The 24191-nt window shown below is 62.5% G+C and carries 25 protein-coding genes and 1 tRNA gene; 10 read left to right on the top strand and 16 right to left on the bottom strand.

Annotation, left to right across the window (positions count from 1 at the left end; all coding sequences use genetic code 11):
• Window positions 1–108 precede the first annotated feature (108 nt).
• Window positions 109–1401: a hypothetical protein gene (locus tag IE00_RS11475; protein WP_072297243.1), complete on the top strand. Its 1293-nt coding sequence runs from the start codon at window positions 109–111 to the stop codon at window positions 1399–1401.
• Between the two features lie 198 nt (window positions 1402–1599).
• Here IE00_RS11475 and IE00_RS11470 read toward each other — a convergent pair whose 3' ends face one another.
• On the bottom strand, window positions 1600–2019 hold the full coding sequence (locus tag IE00_RS11470) for a VOC family protein (RefSeq protein ID WP_072297242.1): 420 nt from the start codon (window positions 2017–2019) through the stop codon (window positions 1600–1602).
• A gap of 736 nt (window positions 2020–2755) precedes the next feature.
• On the opposite strand from IE00_RS11470, the gene IE00_RS11465 reads away from it, so the two are divergent.
• Window positions 2756–3433 carry an NAD(P)-dependent oxidoreductase gene (locus IE00_RS11465; protein ID WP_170864136.1) on the top strand — a complete coding sequence of 226 codons (678 nt, stop codon included), beginning with the start codon at window positions 2756–2758 and terminating at the stop codon, window positions 3431–3433.
• 360 nt (window positions 3434–3793) lie between these two features.
• Entirely contained in the window at window positions 3794–4603 is an 810-nt protein-coding gene (locus IE00_RS19505; protein ID WP_170864135.1) for a thermonuclease family protein, read from the top strand.
• 580 nt (window positions 4604–5183) lie between these two features.
• Here IE00_RS19505 and IE00_RS11455 read toward each other — a convergent pair.
• The 3 genes from IE00_RS11455 to tig all read right to left on the bottom strand — a co-directional run bounded on the left by IE00_RS11455 (window position 5184) and on the right by tig (window position 7222).
• Window positions 5184–5257, bottom strand: a tRNA-Gly gene (locus IE00_RS11455).
• Between the two features lie 48 nt (window positions 5258–5305).
• A complete protein-coding gene (locus IE00_RS11450) occupies window positions 5306–5728 on the bottom strand; it encodes a DUF1489 family protein (RefSeq protein WP_072297240.1) in 423 nt (140 codons plus the stop codon).
• Window positions 5729–5887: 159 nt separating this feature from the next.
• Window positions 5888–7222 carry a trigger factor gene (gene tig, locus IE00_RS11445; protein ID WP_072297239.1) on the bottom strand — a complete coding sequence of 445 codons (1335 nt, stop codon included), beginning with the start codon at window positions 7220–7222 and terminating at the stop codon, window positions 5888–5890.
• Window positions 7223–7385: 163 nt separating this feature from the next.
• On the opposite strand from tig, the gene selD reads away from it, so the two are divergent.
• Window positions 7386–8447 carry a selenide, water dikinase SelD gene (gene selD, locus IE00_RS11440; protein ID WP_205949670.1) on the top strand — a complete coding sequence of 354 codons (1062 nt, stop codon included), beginning with the start codon at window positions 7386–7388 and terminating at the stop codon, window positions 8445–8447.
• On the opposite strand, the gene IE00_RS11435 is transcribed toward selD, so the two are convergent.
• The 4 genes from IE00_RS11435 to IE00_RS11420 all read right to left on the bottom strand — a co-directional run bounded on the left by IE00_RS11435 (window position 8444) and on the right by IE00_RS11420 (window position 11377).
• Complete coding sequence (locus IE00_RS11435) at window positions 8444–8938, bottom strand: phosphatase PAP2 family protein (protein WP_083554326.1); 495 nt, start codon at window positions 8936–8938, stop codon at window positions 8444–8446. The genes selD and IE00_RS11435 overlap by 4 nt on opposite strands.
• Before the next feature lie 3 nt (window positions 8939–8941).
• Window positions 8942–9316: a c-type cytochrome gene (locus tag IE00_RS11430; RefSeq protein ID WP_170864134.1), complete on the bottom strand. Its 375-nt coding sequence runs from the start codon at window positions 9314–9316 to the stop codon at window positions 8942–8944.
• Between the two features lie 101 nt (window positions 9317–9417).
• The gene (locus tag IE00_RS11425; protein WP_072297235.1) at window positions 9418–10083 is read right to left on the bottom strand and encodes an ABC transporter ATP-binding protein; all 666 of its coding nucleotides are present in this window, start codon (window positions 10081–10083) and stop codon (window positions 9418–9420) included.
• Window positions 10076–11377: a lipoprotein-releasing ABC transporter permease subunit gene (locus tag IE00_RS11420; protein WP_072297262.1), complete on the bottom strand. Its 1302-nt coding sequence runs from the start codon at window positions 11375–11377 to the stop codon at window positions 10076–10078. The genes IE00_RS11425 and IE00_RS11420 overlap by 8 nt, the downstream gene beginning before the upstream one ends.
• 137 nt (window positions 11378–11514) lie before the next feature.
• Between IE00_RS11420 and radA the strand changes: the two genes are divergently transcribed.
• The 3 genes from radA (at window position 11515) to purF (ending at window position 15136) form a co-directional block, all read left to right on the top strand.
• Window positions 11515–12891 (top strand): DNA repair protein RadA, encoded by a 1377-nt coding sequence (gene radA / locus IE00_RS11415; protein WP_072297234.1) that lies wholly within the window; start codon window positions 11515–11517, stop codon window positions 12889–12891.
• A 42-nt stretch (window positions 12892–12933) separates the two neighbouring features.
• The gene (locus IE00_RS11410) at window positions 12934–13521 is read left to right on the top strand and encodes a CvpA family protein (protein ID WP_072297233.1); all 588 of its coding nucleotides are present in this window, start codon (window positions 12934–12936) and stop codon (window positions 13519–13521) included.
• Window positions 13522–13648: 127 nt separating this feature from the next.
• Window positions 13649–15136 carry an amidophosphoribosyltransferase gene (purF, locus tag IE00_RS11405; protein ID WP_072297232.1) on the top strand — a complete coding sequence of 496 codons (1488 nt, stop codon included), beginning with the start codon at window positions 13649–13651 and terminating at the stop codon, window positions 15134–15136.
• A gap of 30 nt (window positions 15137–15166) precedes the next feature.
• On the opposite strand, the gene IE00_RS11400 is transcribed toward purF, so the two are convergent.
• From IE00_RS11400 to IE00_RS11385, 4 genes are read right to left on the bottom strand one after another with little or no spacing between them, the layout of a single operon-like run.
• On the bottom strand, window positions 15167–15613 hold the full coding sequence (locus IE00_RS11400) for an NUDIX domain-containing protein (RefSeq protein WP_072297231.1): 447 nt from the start codon (window positions 15611–15613) through the stop codon (window positions 15167–15169).
• Window positions 15610–16644: a 5-(carboxyamino)imidazole ribonucleotide synthase gene (locus IE00_RS11395; protein ID WP_072297230.1), complete on the bottom strand. Its 1035-nt coding sequence runs from the start codon at window positions 16642–16644 to the stop codon at window positions 15610–15612. Before IE00_RS11395 ends, IE00_RS11400 begins: the two co-directional genes overlap by 4 nt.
• Window positions 16637–17122, bottom strand: coding sequence for a 5-(carboxyamino)imidazole ribonucleotide mutase (purE, locus tag IE00_RS11390; RefSeq protein ID WP_072297229.1), 486 nt, complete (start codon window positions 17120–17122; stop codon window positions 16637–16639). Before purE ends, IE00_RS11395 begins: the two co-directional genes overlap by 8 nt.
• Before the next feature lie 57 nt (window positions 17123–17179).
• Window positions 17180–17398 carry a YdcH family protein gene (locus IE00_RS11385; RefSeq protein ID WP_072297228.1) on the bottom strand — a complete coding sequence of 73 codons (219 nt, stop codon included), beginning with the start codon at window positions 17396–17398 and terminating at the stop codon, window positions 17180–17182.
• 219 nt (window positions 17399–17617) lie between these two features.
• Between IE00_RS11385 and IE00_RS11380 the strand changes: the two genes are divergently transcribed.
• Window positions 17618–18028 carry an Hsp20 family protein gene (locus IE00_RS11380; protein WP_072297227.1) on the top strand — a complete coding sequence of 137 codons (411 nt, stop codon included), beginning with the start codon at window positions 17618–17620 and terminating at the stop codon, window positions 18026–18028.
• Between the two features lie 10 nt (window positions 18029–18038).
• A complete protein-coding gene (locus IE00_RS11375) occupies window positions 18039–18266 on the top strand; it encodes a DUF1150 family protein (RefSeq protein WP_072297226.1) in 228 nt (75 codons plus the stop codon).
• Here IE00_RS11375 and IE00_RS11370 read toward each other — a convergent pair.
• The 4 genes from IE00_RS11370 to trxB form a co-directional block, all read right to left on the bottom strand.
• A complete protein-coding gene (locus IE00_RS11370) occupies window positions 18253–19059 on the bottom strand; it encodes a PD40 domain-containing protein (protein WP_072297225.1) in 807 nt (268 codons plus the stop codon). The genes IE00_RS11375 and IE00_RS11370 overlap by 14 nt on opposite strands.
• A gap of 1 nt (window position 19060) precedes the next feature.
• On the bottom strand, window positions 19061–20497 hold the full coding sequence (locus tag IE00_RS11365; protein ID WP_072297224.1) for an MFS transporter: 1437 nt from the start codon (window positions 20495–20497) through the stop codon (window positions 19061–19063).
• Window positions 20498–20605: 108 nt separating this feature from the next.
• Window positions 20606–22315: a bifunctional sulfate adenylyltransferase/adenylylsulfate kinase gene (locus tag IE00_RS11360; RefSeq protein WP_072297223.1), complete on the bottom strand. Its 1710-nt coding sequence runs from the start codon at window positions 22313–22315 to the stop codon at window positions 20606–20608.
• A 226-nt stretch (window positions 22316–22541) separates the two neighbouring features.
• A complete protein-coding gene (gene trxB / locus IE00_RS11355; protein WP_083554316.1) occupies window positions 22542–23525 on the bottom strand; it encodes a thioredoxin-disulfide reductase in 984 nt (327 codons plus the stop codon).
• 157 nt (window positions 23526–23682) lie between these two features.
• Between trxB and IE00_RS11350 the strand changes: the two genes are divergently transcribed.
• Window positions 23683–24183 (top strand): Lrp/AsnC family transcriptional regulator, encoded by a 501-nt coding sequence (locus IE00_RS11350; protein ID WP_072297221.1) that lies wholly within the window; start codon window positions 23683–23685, stop codon window positions 24181–24183.
• The last annotated feature ends 8 nt before the right edge of the window (window positions 24184–24191 follow it).

The following is a 24191-nucleotide window of genomic DNA, read 5'->3' as shown; positions in this document are numbered from 1 at the left end:
CTTCGCCATCCGGAGCCGCTTCGCCGGCCACCCCAGCTGTAGCGACAAGACACGTAATGCACTAAGATTGAAACCGGACCACCCGATAGGGGCAGGCCAGTTGAAGGGTTGGATCCAGTTAAGCTCGAAGAGTTGCGGATCGAGACGAAGGACCTAGCTGCAATCGACGGGTATCCGAACGTCGCTCGAAAACTGTACGAGTTTGGCCATTACCGCCTGAACGAGTCCAACTTTGATTACATCTTCGGCTCCATCCTCGGAGAAGAAACCGGTTCTGCCCTGCGTAAGCGGCATTACTCGAAGGTTCGAAATTCCGGAGCTGAACCTCTCCTCGACCGAGTAGAGAATGATTTCGAAGCGTATTTCTTGAATGTATTGATTGAAATGGCCGATGACGATGCGGAGGAGATTGACGCAATTCTGGCTGTGATGTCCCACGATACGCTTGACGCCGCCGAGATAGAAACCTTTGTCCGACGCCAGACGAAACTTTTGCCGACTCTCGAAAATGTACCCGAGCGTTATCAGGCCTTGGTGTTCCGCAATAATCGTATCGTTCCGACCTGGTCTAATTGTCTTGATTTCATTCGGTCGGCGACTTTCGAGCACGCCGCTCTTATCGCTTTCCTTGCCAATGACGAGGTCCGAGCAGGACTTCTTGAAACTCCGCTTCGGGGAGATAAGGAAGCGCAACCTCTCCGTCAATTTCTGATCAACGCAGACGATCTTGAAGATGAGGTATATCGGGAATATATCAAAGCACTACCTAATGAATCCAAAAAGTTCCCCGAAGTTATAGGTGCCCGCAAGCGCCAGATACTCATCGATGAGCGTCGTGTCACGTTCGATGTCCAGAATTTGTCTGCACTCAATGGCGAGGTCGATCTCCAAACGACATTCGTCGCCCGGAACATCTCTTTCTATCTTCGTGACCCCAGTACTTTCTCGGTCGACGACAACTTCCGCGAGCGCTTGCTCACCACCGACATATCTGACAGCGAGAAGCGAGAGATCATCGATTTGATGGACTTGAGCACTCTTTCCAGCCTTCCCGAGCGTGCCGGTATCATCGGGCCAATCTTGTTGCGGACAAATGTCGCGCTGCCGTCACTCACGCCTGATGTTGTCAAGGCAATTATCGTGAACTCAAAGCCAGTCGGCACACAGATCCGGCTGCTAAATCTCCTTCAGGAAAAGCTCGATAAGAACGAGGTTCGCGAGGTTTTGGGGCAGTTGCCGGATCCATACGCAAAAATCCAGACAGGATATACAAGTCCGACGCTCAGGAGGACGAAAGAAAATAGCGAACTCGTCACGTGGTTGGATGAGCGCGATATCATCTCTTCGGTAGGAACGCCGTTCTGGTCGAACGAAATCAAAGTAAATCTGTATCGGTCCTAAGGTGATCACCAAAGTCATTTGAAAATGCTGCGCCACGTGTCGACCGTCCGCTTCGAGAAAGAAACGCGGCGACGTGGGTGGGCTTCCGAACGGCAGCAAAGGGCCGTGTGCGCCGATCACGGGCTGCCGCGCCCTCGCGCCGCGGATATGCGCGGCTGATCGACGTGAAGAGCCCACAGCCGCCGATCACGATGAGAGTCAATCTAAGAGGGTTCGCCCATTTGAATGGTAGTCCCGGTAATGCTGAAGGCGGGAAGCCAATGACCCAACATGAAGCTCTAGCTTGTGCCCATCTGGATCCAGGAAATAAAGCGACGCGCCCTCTGAACGATTTTCCTTCCAGATCGGTGCGGCTGTCCGGACCCGTGCCGCCAGAGCCTCGAAGTGGAATGACGCAACATCTAGGGCGAGATGAGTGTAGTCATCCCGCCTTGCATGCTTGGCGTTCGGGTCTAATGAAATGCACAGCCATAGCGCGCCTGCTTCTAGATAAGCCCCGTCATTCCAAATGGCGCGCAGCCGGAAGCCTAGGGTGTCGTGGTAGAAGGATACTGATCGGTCCAAGTCCGCTACGGCCAGTGTTACATGGTTTAGGCCGGCCACGCGTGGTTCGGACATAGCACCCCCTAGCAGCCCTCGACGCAAGATGTTCAGACATCTGACACGGATAAAGGTTGGCCTACAATGCTCCGACCGCTTGAAGGCAGCTTTGTCCCGCATAGCAGACTGTGACCCGACGATCTCGCTGCGCCAAGCACGAACGTCCGGTCTAGAGACGCGGCAAAGTAGCGCCCGACACGGGCCGACCGGCCGCTATGGGCCGAGTGCGCTGGTCAGGGGCTGCCCTGGGCCGTTGCCGGCACCAAGGCCGGCAAATCGACGTTAAAAGCCCTTACCAGCCGTTCGTGGCTCATAGGATGCCCGGTGCGCGTCTCTAGATTGGACGTTCGTGCTCGGCGCGGTGCAATAGGCCCGGCAAAGTCTGGTCTATGGGATGTTCCGAACCGTTGCAGCCGCACAGTCTGAGCAGGTGATCGAAGGGGTTTTGGAAGGACCGGACGTCCTCCGAATACCTATTAGCAGTCTTGTTCAACTTCGAAAGGCTAGAGGATTTTTGCATAAGTTCTCCCCTAGATGTCGCACATGCTAGCGCTCTTGTCACGCTGCAGCGTAGGCTCCATTTTATGCCGTGTGGCGGCCTATCATTGCCTCCGCGCCTGATGCTGCAGAGCCGATCCGTGACGGTCCGCGTATGTGGACTGGCCTACATGGCAAGCGGACCCTAAAAGCCGATGCTGTCCTTTCTGGCCGGAATGAGAGACGCCTCGGAGCAATGAAAATCGGAGCAGATATAATGCGTATCGTTGTCGTTGGAGCCAATGGGTCGGTTGGTCAGGAAATAGTAACCCAAGCGCTTGCCGCCGGCCACAACGTCGTGGGCGCCGTCCGCCGTCCTGAAACTCTCTCACACATTAAGGGGGTCGAAGTCGCGAAGATCGACCTTTCCAACCCTGAAACGCTTACAATTGCTATGCAGGGTGCGGATGCAGTGATCTCTGCACTTGGACACGGCGGACTGGGCTCCTCGATGAAGTTTACCACACTTTATAGTGACGCCACTCGCGCGATCCGCCAAGCGATGCGCCAGACAGGGGTTAAGCGAATCATGGTCCTGTCCTCGGGCGGGACGGTCGACAACCCCAATGCCCCGGCATTCTACTCTAAGTTTCTCAGACGGTTGCTGATTAACACCTATACCGACATGGCCCGAATGGAGGCGATCCTTGAAGAATCCGGCGATCTGGACTGGACCGTCGTCCGCTTGACCTATCTTCTTAAAGGACCTTCCAAACCATTCCTGGTTGAGGAGGGGAAGCTAAGTCGCGGAAACTTTAAGATTCACACGTGCGACGCAGCTCGCTTTGTGGTGGGTGAGCTGAATGAACGCAAATGGATTAAAGCCCACCCAGTCTTAGGCTACGAGAAGGGGGCAGAGCCCCGCAATGCTGAAGGCATATCGGAGAATTCATAGCCCAAGGAAAGTTGCGGGGCGCACTTTTTACTCGCGCGCCGCAAATCTCGACGGTTTGTAGGGTCAGGACTTCGGTAACGGGGTCGTCTCAGTCAAGCAGTTTCACGCATGCGCCGTTGTCCGCAGAGCAGTGGTTTCAAGTTTGGTATGATCGTCGCAAGTCTGGCACAGCCACCTTCGCCTGATATTTCCTGGGTGCATGCTTCGGTCCGTGGTCGGCGCGCAGGCTGCAGACATTATGCTGGTTCAATACATGTCCGATGTGCCCATCTCATTGGCTTGCCCGATATGGTTCGGCAACAGTCACGACCAGGGCATCATCGGAACTGCGTCCCATGGAGACCTCGAAGGCCTGCGGTCATGCAGGCAACGGTGGAGCGCTTGGTCGATCAGGTGGCATGCGAAACCCACGGCCGCTTTGTCCCGCATCAACGACATTACCTGGTCAAACTTGCTGCGGCAGGCACGAACGTCCGGTCTGGGGATGCTGCAAGGCAGCGCCCGGCGGTCGCTGTCTGGCGGCTTAGGGCCGCTAGTGCCAACTATGTATTGTGGACGCTTGCATTTAGCTCCACACCACAGGCCATGGGTTCGAGACAGAAGACACGCCGCCGGAGCGACTTGCAGAAACTTCTAGGTGCTTTGGCCATCGTTGCCGCGATCATGGCAATCGGCGATAGAAACCCGCAACTCAGCGACGCCTTAAAAGATCAGCTGCGGGACATTCTTCAGAGTGAACAAGTGCGCGATCAGGTGGCAGGTCTAGCCCATGTCATCGACGGCGACACGCTGCACATTGGCGGCACGCGGATCCGGATGTTCGGCATCGATGCCCCAGAGGGGCGGCAAACTTGTGCACGAGACCGATCGAACTGGGACTGCGGGAAGGCATCTACCGATGCGCTGGTGGACACGATCAACCAGCGAGAGGTCCGCTGCGAGGAACGTGACACCGACCGCTATGGCCGAGTGGTCGCAGAATGCTGGACCGGAAAGCGAAACCTGAATGCCTGGATGGTGGCGCAGGGCTGGGCCGTGGCCTATCGTCAGTATGGCGGAGACATCTATGACGCCGAGGAGCAGTCCGCGAAAAATGAAAAGCGGGGGGTCTGGAGCAGTAGGTTCGACATGCCATGGGACTGGCGCCGACGTGCCAAGGGCACACACTGAGAAAACGACGAGGTTATCTAATCGGTAACACTCGCGTGATAATCGAAGCCGAGAGGCTTTGGAGAATACCGTGTTGCGTAATGACTGGTGTGATGTGTGTGGCAACGAGATGACCCTGATTGGGAGTCATCGGCTTGGATGCATCTCCTGCTATGCCACCACTGGCCCGGACTGGACGGCACGCTGGTTGTCTGACTGCGCGGCCGCTGAAGATACCGGCACCAATGTCGTGGTCATAGCAGAATGGCTGGATCAAAGAGCTTCCTCTGCCGCCGCGACTAACTTCCCGTAAAATCAAACTTGACCGAGCGCAAACAACGCCACTGCGCAGTACCGTCCGATGGCCAGCATTGCTTAGCCAACGTTTTGGTCTGCAGGAATTCATTGAGCTAGCTATCTCGACGACCAAGGCCGATGGGTGAAAACGGGAACATACTTCGGGAGTTTCTTCGGGAGTCTATGGGATAATACGGATCCCATAGGCCAAAGTTGGCCATTTGTTCCCTATCCGCCAGCGTATGCTATTCTTCGACACCGTCGGCCAACTAATTATAGAAACAAGCTTTTTTGAAATTTATGCTGGAGCGGGTGAAGGGAATCGAACCCTCGTCGTAAGCTTGGGAAGCTTCTGCTCTACCATTGAGCTACACCCGCCTTGACCTTCCGGTAACCCAAGCGAGCGGTGTCGTCAAGCATCACGGATCAGCGCAAACCCATCTCGGCCAGGGCAGCGGCGATCGAGGGCGGCAATGCTTCCTCGGCCTGCCGACCTTTCGGCAGATCCTCAGGGGCATCTTCGGGCTTGAGATAGCGCCAACCCTGAAACGCCCGGCGCGGGATCGCCGCCACACGCACCAGATCGCGGTCCAGAACCAGACCGCAGCGTTTGATACCGTCCTGGCCGATCACCTCGTCCAGCGACAAGATGCGTTGACGCGCCAACATCACGCCCTTGAACACCCAGAAGATCGAGCCGCCATCCAGCAACTCGGCCTCGCGCTTGGGCCACATGCGGGTCACGTGCATTGCCGGCGCCTTGCCGAAACGCTGCTTTTGCCATGCGGCCAGATCATCGGGCCCTTCGGCACCGACGCACAATTTCATCAGATGAAGTTTCGCGTCCATAGCGCCCCAATTAATCGCTGCGCCGGTCCAACTCAAGGGACCTTGGTCGGCATCAGACCTGCGTGGAACGCAGATGTCCCGACACGGCGCAAGGATGCGCCCCATGAAAAAGGGCCGCATCACGATGCAGCCCTTTCCATTCGTCTCAGAGGTGACGGATCACAGCTGGTCCAGCGCCTCGACGGCCTTTTCCAGTTCTTCCTTGGTCACGGTCTTGGTCGAGGTGTCGGCCTTTTCCGCGATGTGATCAACGACCTTGTCTTCGAAGATCGGCGCACGCAGCTGCTGCTGGGCGGCCTGGTTTTGCTGGATGAACTCGAAGAAGGCACGTTCCTGGCCCGGATACTGACGGGCGGCCTGCATGACGGCCTGGGTCATTTCCTGGTCGTTCACGGTGATTTCAGCCTTCTGGCCGATTTCGGCCAGCAGCAGGCCAAGGCGGACGCGACGCTCTGCCAAGGACTTGTGCTCTTCGGTGGTCTCGATTTCGCCGTGGTTGTGATCGTGAACCTCGGGGTTCTCCTCGTGCCACAGCTGATGCGCGATCTGCGAGGCTTCCGCTTCCACCAGCGAGGCCGGCAGGTCGAACTTGACCTTCTCGTCCAGCTGGTCCAGCAGGCCGCGCTTCATCACGGCGCGTGCGGCACCGGCATATTCGGCTTCCAGACGCTCGGCGATCTGCTTCTTCAGACCGTCCAGGTCCTCGGCGCCGAATTTCTTGGCCAGTTCGTCATCGATCTTGGCATCGACCGGAGCCTTGACGGCCTTGATCTTGCACTCGAAGGTCGCGTCCTTGCCGGCCAGGTGGGCTGCGCCGTACTCCTCGGGGAACTTGACTTCGACCTTGACGTCTTCATCGACCTTCACGCCGACCAGCTGATCCTCGAAACCGGGGATGAAGCTGTTCGAGCCCAGGACCAGCGGGTAATCCTCGGCCGCGCCGCCTTCGAAAGCCTCGCCGTCGACAAAGCCCTTGAAGTCGATCGTCACCTGATCGCCGCTTTTGGCCTTGGTGTTCTTCTTGCGGTCCTCGAACGCCTGCGAGGATTTCGCCAGGTTCTCCAGCGCCTCGTTCACGGCGGCTTCCTCGGCCGGAACGCTCAGCTTTTCCAGCTTCAGGCTGGACAGGTCGACCTCGGGGATCTCGGGCAGGTTTTCATAGGTGACGTTGACGACGACGTCATCGCCCTCTTTCCACTGCTCGCCGTTTTCCATCTCGACCTTGGGCTGGACCGCCGGGCGGTCGCCCGAGGTTTCCAGGTGATCGCGCAGGGCGCCGTCGATGGCTTCCTGCATGGCGTCGCCCAGGACACGGGGGCCGAACTGCTTCTTCAGCATGGCCATCGGGACCTTGCCCTTGCGGAAGCCCTTCAGTTCGACTTCGGGCTGCGCTTCTTTCAGCTTCGCATCGACAGCGGCGGCCAGTTCGGCGGCGGGCAGCGTGAACTGGTACCCACGCTTCAGGCCGTCGTTCAGGGTTTCCTTGACGTTCATCATCGTCCTCATAGCAAGAAGGGCCACCGATAAGGCGGCCGGAAAATTTCGCCTGTTCTAATCTTCGTGCCCTTCGCCTGCAAGCAGATAGCGGTGACGCTGGAACATCCGCCCCCTGCCGGTCTATGTTGCGACCGAAACGACCGCCACAGGAACGATGCACATGACCCAGACTGACATGCCCGAGCCGCGCCTGACATCCCTTGCCCATGGCGGCGGCTGCGGTTGCAAGATCGCGCCCGGCGTCCTGTCGGGCCTGTTGCGGGGCAGTGCCGCCCTGCCCGTCCCGCCCGAACTGCTGGTCGGGATCGAGACCTCGGACGACGCGGCGGTCTATCAGCTGAACGACCATCAGGCGCTGGTCGCCACGACCGATTTCTTCATGCCGGTGGTGGATGATCCCTTCCATTTCGGCCAGATCGCCGCGACGAACGCCATCAGCGACGTCTATGCGATGGGCGCGACGCCGATTTTGGCGCTGGCAGTGGTCGGCATGCCGATCAACACCATCTCTCACGAAACCATCGCGCGGGTCTTGGATGGCGGTGCCGATATCTGCCGCCAGGCTGGCATTCCCATCGCCGGGGGCCATACCATCGATTCGGTCGAACCCATCTATGGGCTGGTGGCGCTTGGTCTGATCGACCCCGCGAAACTCAAGCGGAATGCCGACGCGCAAACCGGCGATCTGCTGGTCATGGGCAAGCCCCTTGGCGTCGGCGTGATGTCCGCGGCGCTGAAGAAGGGCCAGCTGGACGATGCGGGTTATGCCCGGATGATCCAGGTGACCACGCAACTGAACCGTCCCGGTCCCGACCTGGCCGCGATCGCGGGCGTTCATGCGATGACCGACGTGACGGGTTTCGGCCTTGGCGGTCATGCGCTGGAAATGGCGCGCGGATCGGGGCGCGATCTGAATATCGACTGGCGCGCTGTTCCCAAGCTGGCCGGCATCCAGGCGATGATCGAGGCCGGGCATGTGACCGGCGCATCCGGCCGCAACTGGGCCAGCTATGGCGAGGGCGTGGCGCTGCCCGCGGGGTTTGACGACGGGGCGCGTGCCCTGCTGACCGATCCGCAGACCAGCGGGGGCCTGCTGGTCGCCTGCACCCCCGAAGCGCTGGATCAGGTCAGGGCGTGCTTTGCAAAGCACGGGTTCGACGATGCCACCGTCATCGGCAAGGTCGGCGAAGCCACCGCGAACCCGCGTGTCGTCATCGTCTAGAACCGAAGGCCGAAATCGAACGAGGCCCCCTCGCCGCCGAAACCAAAGCTGGCCGCGCCAAAGCTGATCCCGATCAGCGACCCGGCCAGCACCTGCGCGGGCGTGTGTTCGCCCGCATGCACCCGGCTTGCCGCCGTCAGCCCCGCCGCGCCATAGGCCACGGCGCCCAGCCCCGGATCATCGAAACACTTGCCGGCCAGGTCGGCTGCGCCGAACCCCGCCGCTGCCGAATGGCCTGATGGAAACCCGCGCCCTAGCCCCGATGGGCGCGTGCCCAGGTCGCTGCCGTCGAAAACCGCCTTCAGTCCCAGCACGATGACGGCCTGCGCGGCACCGCGAATGGCGAAATCCTCGAAGCGGCCCTGATCGGCGGCGCAGACCGCCGCCGCCAGCGGCAGCCCGTATTTCATCGTGGTTCCGAAATCTTCGAAAGGATCGGCGGCGGCCGGCGCGGCCAGGAATGCCGCGGCGGCGATGACGGCAGGACGCATCATTCAGCGCTGCAGGCTTTGCAGATAATCTGCCAGCGCGACCACCCGCGCCGGTGTCGCGACCGGATTGCCAGAGCCGTCATCGAACATCACGACCGGCCCGTCACGCAATTCCTCGAAGATGGGCATATGGGCCTCGCTGCGGCCCATGGTGTTTCCGATCAGCTGCCCCATGACGCGGGCCTTGGGAAAGACGCCCTCATTCTGCCGCGACAGCAGTGTCAGATCAGGCGGAGGCGGCATCATTCCGACCGCCGCAGGTCCGTTGCCGCGTCCCTCGGGACCGTGGCAGGCCACGCAGTTTTCGGCGTAATCCGCGGCGGCCCCCGCAACCCGCGCCTGTGGCGTGCATGCCGCCACCACCAGGGCTGCGCCCAAGCCCCCAGCCAAAGCCAACCAAGCCGTCCGCATCCTGCCCCCGCGTCGTTATGTTTCCTTGGGCCAAGGATGCAACGCCGGGCGTGCCCATGCAATGGCGATCAGCTGCGCGCCAGCCGGACCACCCGATCCATCCGCGCGGCCAGCGCGTGGTTATGCGTGGCGATCAGCGCCGACAGACCGGTTTCGCGCACCAGCGACATCAGCACGTCGAACACCCTGTCCGAGGTTTCGGGATCCAGGTTGCCCGTCGGTTCGTCCGCCAACAACAGCGACGGCCCGTTGGCCAGGGCCCGGCAAAAGGCCACGCGCTGTTGTTCCCCACCCGACATCTGCGCCGGGCGATGGGTCGCGCGATGGTTCAGACCAACATGGCCCAGCAGCATGTCCGCCCGCGCCGCCGCATCGCGTGCGGTCACGCCATTAGCCAGCTGTGGCAGGATGATGTTTTCGGCGGCGCTGAATTCGGGCAGCAGGTGGTGGAACTGATAGATGAAGCCCAGTTCCTGCCGCCGCGCCTCGGTCCGGTCCCGATCGGGCAACCCGGTCATGTCCCGCCCGTTCAACAGCACACGCCCCGTATCGGGCGTGTCCAGCAGCCCCGCGATATGCAGCAGCGTCGATTTCCCCGCCCCCGACGGGGCCACCAGCGCCACGACCTCGCCGCGCGCGACGGACAGGTCCAGCCGGTCCAGAACCGCCACGGGCGCAGGCCCGGTCTTGTCATAGGTCTTGCCGACGGCTTCCAGCTTCAACACGTCATTCATAGCGCAGCGCCTCGACCGGGTTCATGCGCGCCGCACGACGCGCCGGGAAGATGGTGACGATGAAGGACAGGGTCAGCGACAGGCCCACGGCCCGCAGGATGTCCCAGGCCCGCAGATCGGCCGGCAGGCGATAGATGCCGCGCACCTCGGGCTGCCAGGCGCCGCCATTCGTCAGGGCGTTCAGCGCCGCCATGATGTTGTCGACGTTCAGCGCCAGAACCACCCCCAGGATCACCCCGGCCATGGTGCCGATGATGCCGGTGAAGGCCCCGCACAGGAAGAAGATGCGCAGCACCGACCCCTCGGTCAGGCCCATCGTGCGCAGGATGCCGATATCGCGGCCCTTGTTCTTGACCAGCATGATCAGCCCGCTGGTGATGTTCATCGAGGCGATCAGGACCAGCACCGACAGGATGACGAACATGACGTCATCCTCCATGTCCAGCGCCGACAGGAAGGACCCCGACGCGTCACGCCAGCTCCAGACCTGCGCGCCCTCGCCCATGGCCCGCATCAGCGGCAGCGCCCATTCGTCCACCCGCTCGGGGTCGTCGACAAAAACCTCGATCTCGTCGGCGACGCCCTCGCGGTTGAAATAACTCTGCGCCTCGGCGATGGGCATGTAGATGCGCGTCCGGTCGATGTCATAGCGCCCGGCGCTGAAGATGAAGGTGACCTCATAGGCACTGACCCGTGGCGTGGTGCCAAAGGCGGTTCGCGCCCCCTCCGGCGCGATCAGCCGGATCCGGTCGCCCAGCCCCACGTTCAGTTCCCGCGCGATGCCCTGACCGATGGCGATGCCCTGGTCAAAATTCGCCAGATCGCCCTGCGACGTCGCCGGATCGACGATCCGGGGCGTGGCCGCCAGATCATCGACCGAGACGCCAAACACCTCGGCCACGTTGGCGCTGTCATTGGCCGATGCCATGACCTGCCCCTTGACGATGGCCGCGGTCCGCGTGACGCCGGGAACCTGCGCCAGCCGCGCGGCGGCATCCTGGTAATTCTCGACCTTGCCCGGCACCACATAGACGTCGTCGGTATATTCGTTGGTGATCTGCGTGGGCGCCATATAGACGGTCGTGTGGGCATTCGCGCCCAGGATCGTGTCCACGAATTCGGCCCGGAACCCGGCGCGCACGGCCAGCGTGGCGATCAGCGCCATCACCCCCAGGGCGATGCCGATCAGGCTGATCCAGGTCATGACGCTGACCCCGCCCTCGGCCCGGCGCGCGCGCAGGTAGCGCCACGCGATCATGAATTCGAAACGGGAAAACGGTCTGGGGCTGGACATGATCTGGGCCTGCTGGAAATCCGCGCAGACCCTGACCCCGCGGCCGTCAAAGATCAACCCGACAATGGCGTGAGTGTTCTGTCATCCCGCAAATACCCAGCTTGCGACGGCTGATCCCAGGTGTCACATATCGGCGCATGGCAAAGAACTCGTCTGCATTCACCTGCACCGCCTGCGGCGCCGCCCACAAGAAATGGGCCGGACGCTGCGATGCCTGCGGCGCATGGAACACCATCATCGAAGAGGCCCCCCTGTCCCAAGGCCCCGGTCGCGGCCTGGGCGCCCACAAGGGGCGTGCGGTTCCCTTGTCGGGGCTGTCGACCACCGAACCGCCACCCCCGCGCAGCCTTTCGGGGATGGACGAACTGGACCGCGTGCTGGGCGGCGGCCTTGTCCCCGGATCGGCATTGCTGGTCGGCGGCGATCCGGGCATCGGCAAATCGACGCTGCTGCTGCAGGCGGCGGCCGCCTTTTCGATGCGCGGCCTCAACGCCATCTATTTCAGCGGCGAGGAAGCCAGTGCGCAGGTCCGCATGCGCGCCGTTCGTTTGGGACTGGCCGAGGCCCCGATGCGTCTTGGCGCCGAAACCAACCTGCGCGACATCCTGACGACACTGGACGCGGAACGCCCCGACGTCGTGGTGATCGATTCCATCCAGACGCTGTGGTCCGACACGGTCGAGGCCGCACCCGGCAGCGTGGCGCAGGTCCGCGCCGCCGCCCATGAGCTGGTGACCTTCGCCAAGCGGCGCGGCGTGGCCGTGATCCTGGTCGGCCACGTCACCAAGGAAGGCCAGATCGCCGGACCACGCGTCGTCGAACACATGGTCGATACCGTCATCTACTTCGAGGGCGAGCGCGGCCACCAGTTCCGCATCCTGCGCAGCGTCAAGAACCGCTTTGGCCCGTCGGGCGAAATCGGCGTCTTCGAGATGACCGGCGCGGGCCTGGCCGAGGTCACGAACCCCTCGGCGCTGTTCCTGTCCGAACGCGGCCAGCCCATCGCCGGCAGCGCGGTCTTTGCGGGCATCGAAGGCACCCGCCCCGTCCTGACCGAGATCCAGGCCCTGGTCGCCCCATCCACCCTGGCCAGCCCGCGCCGCACGGTGGTGGGGTTGGACAGCGGCCGCGTCAGCACCATCCTGGCCGTCCTCGAGGCGCGCTGCGGCATTCCCTTCGCGGGCCTCGACGTCTTCCTGAACGTGGCGGGCGGCATGAAGGTCGTCGAACCCGCCGCCGACCTGGCCATCGCCGGTGCGCTGCTTTCCGCGCGCGAGGACAATCCCCTGCCCCCCGAGGCCGTGCTTTTTGGCGAAATCAGCCTGTCGGGCGCGCTGCGTCCCGTGGCCCAAGCCGAAAACAGGTTGAAAGAAGCGCGGAAACTTGGTTTTTCACAAGCGATTTTGCCGGAGGGCCAGAAGGTCGAGGCCGGCGACGACAAGAAGGGCGGGACGGCGCTGCGGCGCGTCACCGACCTGACGGGATTTGTGGGTGACATTTTCGGCGCCGGCTGAAGCACCTGTAATACATGAACAACCGGCGCATGAGGCAGGTCTATGGACGGATTTACGATCATCGATGCGGTGGTGGCAGGTGTCATCATCCTCTCGGCAATTCTGGCGTGGTCGCGCGGCTTCGTCCGCGAATCGCTGGCCATCCTGGGATGGATCGCCGCCGCCGTGCTGGCCTTCCTGTTCGCGCCCACCGTCCGCCCGATGATCGCCCAGATCCCCGTTCTTGACCGTTTCATGGGCGATAGTTGCGAACTGGCCACGATCGCGGCCTTTGCGGTCGTCTTCGCGCTGGCGCTGGTGGTCTTCTCGATCATCACGCCATTGTTTTCATCGGTCGTGCAGCGTTCGGCCGTGGGCGGCATCGACCAGGGGATCGGCTTCCTCTTCGGCGTGGCGCGCGGCGTCCTGTTGGTGGCCATCGCCTTCATCGTCTACGACCGCGTGATGACCAGCCAGACCGTTCCGATGGTTGAAAATTCCCGCTCGGCGCAGGTCTTCGAACGCATGCGAACCCAGATGGACGAACAGATCCCCGCCGATGCGCCGGGCTGGATCGTCAACCGTTACGAACAGATGGTCATGGCCTGCACCTCCAGCGGAGAGACCGTCAGCCCGGCTGCAACCAACTGAGGCATCGCGCCCCGTTTGCGACAGCCTGATGACGAAAAAGCGCCCCCGCAGGTTTGCGGGGGCGTGACTTTGTGCGACGCTGCGACTACATACCCCCCCATATGCCCCCAGACCTCAGGACGTGCCCATGAAACCCTTCCTGGCCCATCCGTTCGATTCGGACCGACTGCATGAAGAATGCGGAGTCTTCGGTGTGATCGGCGTGGCCGATGCCTCCAATTTCGTGGCTCTTGGATTGCACGCCCTGCAGCATCGAGGTCAGGAAGCCGGCGGCATCGTCGCCCATGACCCCGAACACGGTTTCAACAGCGCCCATCGCTTCGGCTATGTCCGCGACAACTTCACCAAGCCCGAACTGATGGCCACCCTGCCCGGTTCGCTGGCCATCGGCCATGTGCGCTACTCAACCGCCGGCACCAAGGCCGCGACCGCCATCCGCGACGTGCAGCCCTTCTTCGGCGAGTTTCACATGGGCGGTTCGGCCATCGCCCATAACGGCAACATCACCAATGCCGCGGCCCTGCGCCGCGAACTGATCGAGCGAGGCTCGATCTTCCAGTCCAGCAGCGACAGCGAATGCATCATCCACCTGATGGCGCGTTCGATCCAGCGCAACATTCCCGAACGGATGAAGGACGCGCTGCGCCGCATCGAAGGGGCCTTCAGCGTCATCGCCATGACCCGCACCAAGCTGATGGGCGTGCGCGATCCGCTTGGCGTCCGCCCGCTGGTCCTGGGTCGCGTGGGCGATGACGGATATATCCTGTCGTCGGAAACCTGCGCGCTGGACATCATCGGCGCCGAGTTCATCCGCGAGATCGAGCCGGGCGAGATGGTCGTCATCTCGAAGGGCAAGATCGAAAGCTCGCGTCCCTTCGGGCCGTCCAAGGGCCGGTTCTGCATCTTTGAACATGTCTATTTCTCGCGCCCCGATTCCATCATCGGCGGCCGCTCGGTCTATGAGACCCGCCGCCAGATCGGTGTCGAACTGGCCCGCGAAGCCCCGGTCGAGGCGGATCTGGTCTGCCCGGTTCCCGACAGCGGCACCCCCGCCGCCATCGGTTACGCGCAGGAATCGGGCATCCCCTATGGCATGGGGATCATCCGCAACCAGTATATGGGCCGGACCTTCATCGAACCCTCCGAGCAGATCCGCAACATGGGCGTTCGTCTGAAGCTGAACGTGAACCGCGCCCTGATCGCGGGCAAGCGCGTGGTGCTGGTCGATGACAGCGTCGTGCGCGGCACCACCAGCCGCAAGATCAAGGACATGATCCTGGATGCCGGCGCGGCCGAGGTGCATTTCCGCATCGCATCGCCACCCACCGCCTGGCCCTGTTTCTATGGCGTCGATACCCCCGATCGCGACAAGCTGTTGGCGGCGAACATGACCCCAGACGAAATGCGCCAGTGGATCGGCGTGGACAGCCTGGCCTTCGTGTCGCTGGACGGTCTTTATCGGGCGGTCGGCGAAGCGCAGGGTCGCGATGCCAAATGCCCGCAATATTGCGATGCCTGTTTCTCGGGGGATTACCCCGTCGCCCCCTTCGACCAGATGGAACGCGGCTTCCAGATGAAGCCGGGATCCGAAACGGACGTCCAGGCAGCGGAATGATGAAAGGGCGCGCCGATCGGCGCGCCCTTTTCACATGATGATCGCTTCCAGCGGATCGTAATGGGCGAACTGATCGCCCCAGACCGCGTTCGTAAGCCCGTCCGGCTTGTGCCGCAACCGCGCCAGTTGATCGCGCGTCACCCATCTGAAGCGGTTCACCACGCCCTCGGGGTCCGCCAGGGTGATCGTATCGGGGCCGTCCAGCGTTGCCCTGAAATGCAGTTCGACCTGATGGAAGCGGCCGCCGGGGTCGTGGAATTCGTTGATCAGGATCGGCGGGCCCACGGCAATGGTCAGCCCGGTTTCCTCGGTCACCTCGCGCTGCAGGTTCTGGGGCAAGGACTGTGCAGGTTCGACCCCGCCGCCGGGCAGGCACCACAGGTCGGATTTCTTCCCGGGATAGGCGTTCACCACCAGCAACTTGTCCCGATGAAGGATCGCGGCGCGAACTGCCAGACGTGGGCGCGCGGGCCTCATCCCCCTACCCGGTTGACGTGGCCCATCTTGCGACCTGGCCGTGGATCGCCCTTGCCATAGAGATGCACCTGCACACCCGGCGTCGCCAGCAGGTCCGGCACACGGTCCATGTCATCGCCGATCAGGTTTTCCATGACCACATCCGCGTATCGCTTGCCGTCGCCCAAAGGCAGGCCGGCCACGGCGCGGATATGCTGTTCGAACTGATCGACCACGCATCCCGCCTGCGTCCAGTGGCCCGAATTATGAACCCGCGGCGCGAATTCATTCACGATCAGGCCGTCCGGCGTCACGAAAAACTCGACCCCCATCACACCGACATAGTCCAGTGCGTTGGCGATGCGCGCGGCGTTCAGCACAGCGTCGGTCGTGACGCGCGCCGGCAACCCGCAGGGCACGGTGGTGGTGCGCAGGATGCCGTCCCGGTGGACGTTCAGGCCGGGATCGAAGGCCGCGACCTGCCCGTCCGTCCCGCGCGCGATGATGACGCTGATCTCGGCGGTAAAATCGACGAAACTTTCCAGGACCGAGGGCGCGCCGGTCCATTCCGCCGGGCCGTCGCCGATCCTGACCTGACCCTTGCCGTCATAGCCCATCCGCCGGGTCTTCAGGATCGACGGGCGGCCGATCCGGTCGATGGCCTCCGCCAGGGAAGCCTGATCGGGGACCTCGGCAAAGGGCGCGGTGGACAGACCGATTTCGTTCAGGAAGGTCTTTTCGGTCATCCGGTCCTGGGACACGGATAGCGCCCTGCGATTAGGGTGAAGAGGGCGGATTTTCTCCAGCAAATCCAATGCCGAAGTCGGGACATTCTCGAATTCATAGGTGATGACGTCCACCGAATCCGCAAAGGCGCGAAGGGCGGTTTCATCCTCATAGGGGGCTTGGGTCACCCGCCAGGCCACGTCGCCCGCAGGTGAAGCGCCCGGTTCGAAGATATGACAACGAATGCCAAGGCGGCTGGCGGCCACGGACAGCATCCGGCCCAGCTGGCCACCACCCAGGATACCGATGGTGCGAACATCACTCATCGCGCGGCTCCTGCGGGATGGATGCCGACAGCGCTGCGCGCCAGTCGTCCAGGCGTTGCGCCAGTTCGGCGTCACCGAGGGCCAGGATACCCGCCGCCATCAGCCCGGCATTGGCGGCCCCGGCAGCACCGATGGCCATGGTGGCAACGGGATAACCCTTGGGCATCTGCAGGATGGAATAAAGGCTGTCGACCCCCGACAGCGCCTTTGTCTGGACCGGAACCCCGATCACTGGCACACGAGTCTTCGATGCCATCATGCCCGGCAGGTGGGCCGCGCCGCCTGCCCCCGCGATGATGACCTTCAGGCCGCGATCGACGGCGGTCTTGCCATATTCCCACAGCCGGTCGGGTGTCCGGTGGGCACTGACGATGCGTGCCTCATAGGGGATCTGCAGCTGGTCCAGAATGGCCGCAGCCTCGCGCATGGTGGGCCAGTCCGACTGGCTGCCCATGATGATTCCCACCGGTGTTTCCATCGCTTGCCCCCAAATTTCTGCTGGCTATCGCATAGCGTGCCACGGGGCGGGTCGCAATCAGGCGATGATGTCCGGCGTCAGTTCGTCTTCCAGACGGGCGATGCGGTCCTTCAGCGACAGTTTCTGCTTCTTGAGCCGCTGCAGCGCAAGCGAAGGCGGCAACTGTTGCCCGTGCAGGGCGGCGATGGCCTCGTCCAGGTGGCGATGCTCGCAGCGCAACGCTTCCAGGCGTGCGCGGCAGATGTCGTCATGGTTCATGGAGTGCTGGATATTCATGTGATCGAAGGTGCCGTTGTTTTTCCCCGTTATAGCCGCAAAAGCGATTCATGTTAACAAAATCATGCGTCACGCCGGGTCTGTTTTGCACAGTCATGGGCATGCAGATCGTGAAGTTCTTGCAAGATCGGTCATGCGTTCACATATTGAAGCCATGACCCCGGTCGCCGATCAGCGGGACGGGGGTGACGGACAGTCGCTTGAAGGCAAAGGGCTGAGATGACGAAGATTTCGTTGGGGTCGCACCCCTATCTGTTGGGTTTCGACCAGCTGGAACGGCTGGCCGAACGGGCCGCAAAGGGCGGCGAGGGGTATCCCCCCTATAACATCGAACACATGGCACCCGACGGTTTCAGGATCACCCTGGCCGTTGCAGGGTTCCGCGAAGAGGATCTGGGCGTCACGACCGAAGATCGCCAGTTGGTGATCCGGGGTCGCATGCCCGAAGCCGAGGGAGACCGCGTCTTCCTGCATCGCGGCATTGCCGCACGCGCCTTCCAGCGCAGTTTCGTGCTGGCCGACGGGGTCGAGGTGATCTCGGCCGCGATGGAAAACGGGCTTCTTCATATCGATCTGCGCAGGGTCCAGCCCGAACAGGTCGTTCAGACCATTCCGATCAGCCGCAAGTAAGGGGATCACCATGGATACCAAATTTGATTTCGGCGACAGCCAGCACGCACAGACCGTCTATATCCGCAAGGTCGCCACCAGCACGTTGCCACAGGACGTTCAGGACAAACTGGAAGGCGTCAGCGACATGTATGCCGTCCATGACGTCGAGGGCGAGCGCCTTGCCTTGGTCCGCGACCGCAACTTGGCCTTCACCATCGCCCGCCAGAACGAATTGCAGCCGGTCAGCGTTCACTGAACCTGACATAGGCGAACGCCCGGCCATCGGGCGACCAGCAGGGCACGTTCATCGTGCCCTGCCCGCCAAACAGGTCGAACAGCTTGCGCCGGTTCGACCCATCGGGCGACATCGCGTGAACCTGCACCGCCACGTCGCGCGGATGCCCTTCGGTTCCGGGTGGATAGACCAAGAACACCACATGCTTTCCGCAGGGCGACGGATGGGGGAACCAGTTCACGTTCTGATCGCGAAAAACGGGCGCGGCATCGCTGCCATCCCGCCGCATCCGCCAGATCTGCGCATGTCCCGTCGCATCCGAATTGAACCAGATATGCTGTCCGCAGGCCGAGAAATCAGGCCCGTCATGATGGGCCGTGCTCGGTGTCAGGATGGTTTCGACCTGGCTGTCCATGTCATAGGTGGCGATCCTGACGACGCGATCGCCATTCCTGACGCAGGGATAGGTCAGCAGGCTGCCATGGACCCCGTGCCACCAACTGGGTCGCGGCAACCCGATCGGCGTCGTTGCCCGCCCGTCAAAGATATGCATCCCTGCCCCCGTGCCATCATGGGCTGACAGGATGACCCTGCCATCGGGCAGAAAGCCGTGATCGTTGTTGCAGCGTTCCCCGAACCCAAGCCGAATGGGCGTCAGGCCCGTGTGGTAGGCCCGGAACAGACCGCCTTCGGCATTGACCAGAAACCAGCCGTCGGGATGCCAGTTCGGAGCCTCGAACAGGATGTCATCCTGCCAGATGACCTCGGTCCGACCGCTGTCCAGATGATGAACCTCCAGGGATGAACGCCACATGTCAGGCCGCCATGGCGGGCTGGCGGCGGCGCAACACAAGCGTCCGCACCCCCAGCACCAGCAGGATCGCGGTAAAGACCGCCACCTGGTAGGTCAGGGCGAAATGCATGGCTGCGGCGTAATTGTCCTGGCCGCTTTGCAGCTGGACGAAGAACAGGCTGGAGGCGATGGCGATGCCGATGGCCGCGCCCACCTGCTGGAATGCCTGCATGCCCCCCGTCGCCGCGCCCGCGATCCTGTCGGGGACGCTGCGCAAGACCATCTGGAACAGAGGAGATATCGCCAAACCCATCCCGAAGCCGTTGAGCGCCAGCGGCGGCGCCAATGTCGTCAGGCGCATCTCGGCCGGTGGGTTGCCGGTCACGTGACGCAGATACAGCATGCCGATGACCAGCAGGCCCGCGCCAAGGGCGATGCGTCCGGTCAGGTGGCGCGTGCCGAAACGGCCGGTGATCCAGCTGCCCAGCATGATGCCCAAGGGGAAAGGCGCCGTCGCGATGCCCGATTGCATGGGGGTGAAGCCGAAACCCGTCTGCAGATAGATGGCCAGGATCAGGAACATTCCCGGGATGGCCGAAAAATGCATCAACACGATCGTCACGCCAGACATGAACCCGCCGTCACGCATCAACTGCACGGGCAGCAGCTGTTCGCGGTCAGCCGCGGCAAGGGCGATCTGTCGGCGCACGAACAGCACGGCCATCGGCAGGGACAGGGCCAGCAGCGCCAGGCACCACAGCGGCCATCCCAGCAAGGGGCCTTCGACCACCGGCAGGACGATCAGGGTGATGGTCAGCGCGAACAGCCCCACCCCCCACCAGTCGATTGCCAGCGTGCGCGACGACGACATGCGCGGGATCAGCTTCATCCCGGCCAGCACCACCAGCACCCCGACGGGCAGGTTCACCAGGAAGATCGGGCGCCAGCTCAGATCGTTGATATCCGCCGTGATCAGAAACCCGCCCAACAACGGGCCAGTGACTGCGCCAAGGCTGACGATGACGCCCGCCAGCGCGAAGGCCTTGGCCTTTTGTTCCGGGGCAAAGATGACATGCATGATGGCCATGACCTGCGGCACCATCATCGCCCCACCGATCCCCTGCAATGCCCGCGACCCGATCAGCACGCCGATGCTGGGCGCCAGGCCGCACAACACGGATGCCAGCGTGAACAGCGACACGCCCAGCATGAACAGCCGCTTGCGCCCCAGCTTGTCGCCAAAGCGCCCGCAAGGCAGCAGGCCCACCGCAAAGGCCAGAACATAGGCCGCCGAGACCCATTCGATCTGCGTCGGGCTGGCCGACAGGTCCTTCTGGATCGACGGCAGCGCCACGTTCACGATGCTGACATCGATCAGGTTCATGAAATTGCCCATCAGCAACAACGCGGCGGTGAACCAGGGATTGACCCCGGATTTCGTGTCTTGGCTGCTTGTCATGGGATCCTCTTGCGACGGCCTGCTGTCGAACCGACCCCGGCGGGATTGGTTCCGAACGCGAAACGGCCCCGGTGTCGCACCGGGGCCGTCGTATCATCGTGGGTTCGATCAGCTGAGGCCGATCAGACCCATGGCTTCCAGCTTCAGCAAGACCTGGTGGGCGGCGGCATCGACGTCGATGTCGGTCGTGTCCACGGTCAGTTCGGGGTTCTGCGGTACTTCGTAGGGGTCCGAGATACCGGTGAACTCCTTGATCTTGCCTTCACGGGCCAGCTTGTAGAGACCCTTGCGGTCACGACGCTCGCATTCCTCCAGCGGGGTCGAGATGTGGATCTCGACAAAGGCACCGCCGGCCTCGACCATCTCGCGCACGGCGCGACGGGTCGCGGTATAGGGCGCGATGGGCGCACAGATCGCGATGCCGCCGTTCTTGGTGATCTCGGACGCGACATAGCCGATGCGCTTGATGTTGATGTCGCGGTGCTCCTTGCTGAAGCCCAGTTCCGACGACAGGTGCTTGCGGACCACGTCGCCATCCAGCAGCGACACGGGGCGGCCGCCCATCTCCATCAGCTTGACCATCAGCGCGTTGGCGACGGTCGACTTGCCCGAACCCGACAGGCCCGTGAAGAAGACCGTGAAGCCCTGCTGGGCCCGCGGCGGCGAGGTGCGGCGCAGCTGCTGGACGACCTCGGGGAAGCTGAACCATTCCGGGATGTCCAGACCTTCGCGCAGGCGGCGGCGCAGTTCGGTGCCGCTGATGTTCAGGACGGTGACGCCCTCTTCGATCTCGTCTGCCGGTTCGTACTGGGCGCGTTCCTGCACATAGACCATGTGCTTGAAGTCCACCATCTCGACGCCGATCTCGGACTGGTACTGACGGAACAGGTCCTGCGCGTCATAGGGACCATAGAAATCCTCGCCCTGGCTGTTCTTGCCGGGGCCGGCATGGTCGCGACCGACGATGAAATGCGTCACGCCGTGGTTGGCGCGGATCAGGCCGTGCCAGACGGCTTCGCGCGGGCCGGCCATGCGCATGGCCAGGTTCAGCAGCGACAGGTTGGTCGTGGCGGCCGGATACTTGTCCAGCACCGCCTCATAGCAGCGAACGCGGGTGAAGTGGTCCACATCGCCGGGCTTCGTCATGCCGACGACCGGATGGATCAGCAGGTTGGCCTGGGCTTCGCGGGCGGCGCGGAAGGTCAGCTCCTGGTGGGCGCGGTGCAGCGGGTTGCGCGTCTGGAAGGCCACGACGCGGTTCCAGCCCAGCTTCTTGAAAAAGGTGCGCAATTCGTTCGGCGTGTTGCGGCGCGCGCGGAAATCGTAATGCGTCGGCGTCTGCAGACCCTTGACCGGACCGCCCAGATAGACGGGGCCGGCGGTGTTGTGCAGATAGTTCACGGCCGGGTGGGCCAGATCGTCGGCACCAAAGACCTTTTCGGCTTCCAGCGACTTGTTCGGCACCCATTTGTCGGTCACCGACATGATCGCCAGGATCACGCCTTCCTGGTCGCGCAGCGCGATGTCCGTGCCCGGCTCCAGCCCTTCGGCGAATTTCTCGGACACGTCCAAGTTGATCGGCATCGGCCACAGCGCGCCCGAAGTCAGGCGCATGTCGTTGACGACGCCGTCATAATCGGCCTGGGTCAGAAAGCCCTTCAGCGGGTTGAAGCCACCGTTCATCAACAGTTCCAGATCACAGATCTGGCGCGGGGTCAGATCCCAGCTGGGCATGTTGCCTGCTTCGTCCTTCAGCGCGGCGGCGGCGGCTTCCGAGACGTAAAGCTCGGGGATCGGGGTCTGGTTGGGATTGGTCATGTGCGAAACCTGGTGATTACATGAGACAAATGACCACGCAGGCCCTTGGGGTCGCGTGACTTGCAAGCGGCATACAAGCCCTGAAAGCGATATTCAAGTCTGGGAAAACGCTTTTTGAGGATGCTGGGCGGTTCTTTGCAACAGCGGGTGGCATGGTTCAAATGGAACGGGGCAGAGGCGGATCACCGCCCCTGCCCCGTCCATGTCGAAACGCCGCCGGTTGCGGTCAGGCGATGCCCACGACCAGTTGTTCGGGCGCGGTGACCACGCCGTCCTGTGCGGCCAGGAAATGTTCCGCGTCCAGCGCCGCCATGCAGCCCATGCCCGCACTGGTGATGGCCTGGCGATAGGTGTGGTCGGTCAGATCGCCCGCCGCAAAGACGCCGGGGATCGAGGTCCGGGTGCTGCCCGCCTCGACCTTCACGTAACCGCCATTGTGCAGTTCCAGCTGATCCTTGACCAGTTCGTTCGCGGGCGCATGACCGATGGCGACAAAGACCCCGTCGGCCGCGATCTGGCGCGTGCTGTCATCGACGGTGGATTTCAGAACCGCCCCGGTGACGCCCATCGGCGTATCGACGCCGGTCACTTCCTCCAGCTGGTGATTCCAGATCACCTCGACCTTGGGATGGTTCATCAGGCGGTGCTGCAGGATCTTTTCCGCGCGCAGGCTGTCGCGGCGATGGACCAGCGTGACCTTGCTTGCGAATTTCGTCAGGAACAGCGCCTCCTCGACGGCGGTGTTGCCGCCGCCGATCACCACGACCTCGCGGTTGCGATAGAAGAAGCCATCGCAGGTCGCGCAGGCGCTGACGCCAAAGCCCTTGAACTTCTCCTCGGACGGCAGGCCCAGCCAGCGCGCCTGCGCACCCGTCGCCAGGATCACCGCATCGGCCGTCACGACGCGGCCGCTGTCGCAGGTGGCGGTGAAGGGACGCTGCTGAAGGTCCAGCGCGGTGACCATGTCGGTCACGATCTCGGTGCCCATCGCGCGGGCATGTGCCTCCATCTTGACCATCAGTTCGGGGCCCTGGATCTCGGTCTCGCCGGGCCAGTTCTCGACTTCGGTGGTGATGGTCAGCTGCCCGCCGGGCTGCATCCCCTGGATCAGCATCGGTTCCAGCATGGCCCGCGACGCATAGACAGCAGCGGTATAGCCGGCCGGACCCGATCCGACGATCAAAAGTTTCACATGCGTGCGTTCGGTCATCTTGCGCCCCAATCTTGGTTTGTGCATGAGGTAGTCCCTTCGACGCCCAACTGCAACGCATCCCGGAACCCCCCGCAATCCCAGAAAGATTGTTGCGCATTTCCGGGCCGCATTGTAGTTTCCGGTAACGCCAAGACCCTGTAAAAGAAAGACCACCATGGCCGGCGCCAAACTTGACGACATCGACCGTAAGATCCTTGCCGAATTGCAGGCCGATGGCCGGATGACCAATGTCGAATTGGCCCGCCGTGTCGGCATATCGGCCCCGCCCTGCCTGCGCCGCGTCCGCACGTTGGAGGAGCTTGGCTATATCCGCGGCTATCATGCCGACATCGACGCCCGAGAGCTGGGATTCGAGGTCCAGGTCTTTGCCATGGTCCGCCTCAATTCGCAATCCGAACGCGACCTGTCGGCCTTCGAGGCGCTGGTCCAGGATTGGCCGCTGGTCCGCGAATGCCACATGCTGAACGGAGAGATCGATTTCATCCTGAAATGCGTCTCGCCGGACCTGTCGACCTTCCAACGCTTTCTGACGAATGCCTTGACGGCGGCGCCGAACGTGGCCTCGGTCAAGACGTCGCTGGTGATCCGCGGCGCCAAGGACGAACCCTCGGTTCCCTTCGAGATCGTCGAAGAGCGCATCCGCGAAGCCGGCTGAGCCACGAA

This window comes from Paracoccus sp. SM22M-07, assembly GCF_001887735.1.
Classification (GTDB): domain Bacteria; phylum Pseudomonadota; class Alphaproteobacteria; order Rhodobacterales; family Rhodobacteraceae; genus Paracoccus.
This window is presented reverse-complemented; position numbering and strand designations above follow the sequence as displayed.

Excerpts from the sequence above, each read along its gene's own strand:
- IE00_RS11470 (WP_072297242.1), bottom strand. The coding sequence starts at position 2,019 with ATGTCCGAACCACGCGTGGCCGGCCTAAACCATGTAACACTGGCCGTA.
- IE00_RS11465 (WP_170864136.1), top strand. The coding sequence starts at position 2,756 with ATGCGTATCGTTGTCGTTGGAGCCAATGGGTCGGTTGGTCAGGAAATA.
- IE00_RS19505 (WP_170864135.1), top strand. The coding sequence starts at position 3,794 with ATGCAGGCAACGGTGGAGCGCTTGGTCGATCAGGTGGCATGCGAAACC.
- IE00_RS11450 (WP_072297240.1), bottom strand. The coding sequence starts at position 5,728 with ATGGACGCGAAACTTCATCTGATGAAATTGTGCGTCGGTGCCGAAGGG.
- tig (WP_072297239.1), bottom strand. The coding sequence starts at position 7,222 with ATGAACGTCAAGGAAACCCTGAACGACGGCCTGAAGCGTGGGTACCAG.
- selD (WP_205949670.1), top strand. The coding sequence starts at position 7,386 with ATGACCCAGACTGACATGCCCGAGCCGCGCCTGACATCCCTTGCCCAT.
- IE00_RS11435 (WP_083554326.1), bottom strand. The coding sequence starts at position 8,938 with ATGCGTCCTGCCGTCATCGCCGCCGCGGCATTCCTGGCCGCGCCGGCC.
- IE00_RS11425 (WP_072297235.1), bottom strand. The coding sequence starts at position 10,083 with ATGAATGACGTGTTGAAGCTGGAAGCCGTCGGCAAGACCTATGACAAG.
- IE00_RS11420 (WP_072297262.1), bottom strand. The coding sequence starts at position 11,377 with ATGTCCAGCCCCAGACCGTTTTCCCGTTTCGAATTCATGATCGCGTGG.
- radA (WP_072297234.1), top strand. The coding sequence starts at position 11,515 with ATGGCAAAGAACTCGTCTGCATTCACCTGCACCGCCTGCGGCGCCGCC.
- IE00_RS11410 (WP_072297233.1), top strand. The coding sequence starts at position 12,934 with ATGGACGGATTTACGATCATCGATGCGGTGGTGGCAGGTGTCATCATC.
- purF (WP_072297232.1), top strand. The coding sequence starts at position 13,649 with ATGAAACCCTTCCTGGCCCATCCGTTCGATTCGGACCGACTGCATGAA.
- IE00_RS11400 (WP_072297231.1), bottom strand. The coding sequence starts at position 15,613 with ATGAGGCCCGCGCGCCCACGTCTGGCAGTTCGCGCCGCGATCCTTCAT.
- IE00_RS11395 (WP_072297230.1), bottom strand. The coding sequence starts at position 16,644 with ATGAGTGATGTTCGCACCATCGGTATCCTGGGTGGTGGCCAGCTGGGC.
- purE (WP_072297229.1), bottom strand. The coding sequence starts at position 17,122 with ATGGAAACACCGGTGGGAATCATCATGGGCAGCCAGTCGGACTGGCCC.
- IE00_RS11385 (WP_072297228.1), bottom strand. The coding sequence starts at position 17,398 with ATGAATATCCAGCACTCCATGAACCATGACGACATCTGCCGCGCACGC.
- IE00_RS11380 (WP_072297227.1), top strand. The coding sequence starts at position 17,618 with ATGACGAAGATTTCGTTGGGGTCGCACCCCTATCTGTTGGGTTTCGAC.
- IE00_RS11375 (WP_072297226.1), top strand. The coding sequence starts at position 18,039 with ATGGATACCAAATTTGATTTCGGCGACAGCCAGCACGCACAGACCGTC.
- IE00_RS11370 (WP_072297225.1), bottom strand. The coding sequence starts at position 19,059 with ATGTGGCGTTCATCCCTGGAGGTTCATCATCTGGACAGCGGTCGGACC.
- IE00_RS11365 (WP_072297224.1), bottom strand. The coding sequence starts at position 20,497 with ATGACAAGCAGCCAAGACACGAAATCCGGGGTCAATCCCTGGTTCACC.
- IE00_RS11360 (WP_072297223.1), bottom strand. The coding sequence starts at position 22,315 with ATGACCAATCCCAACCAGACCCCGATCCCCGAGCTTTACGTCTCGGAA.
- trxB (WP_083554316.1), bottom strand. The coding sequence starts at position 23,525 with ATGACCGAACGCACGCATGTGAAACTTTTGATCGTCGGATCGGGTCCG.
- IE00_RS11350 (WP_072297221.1), top strand. The coding sequence starts at position 23,683 with ATGGCCGGCGCCAAACTTGACGACATCGACCGTAAGATCCTTGCCGAA.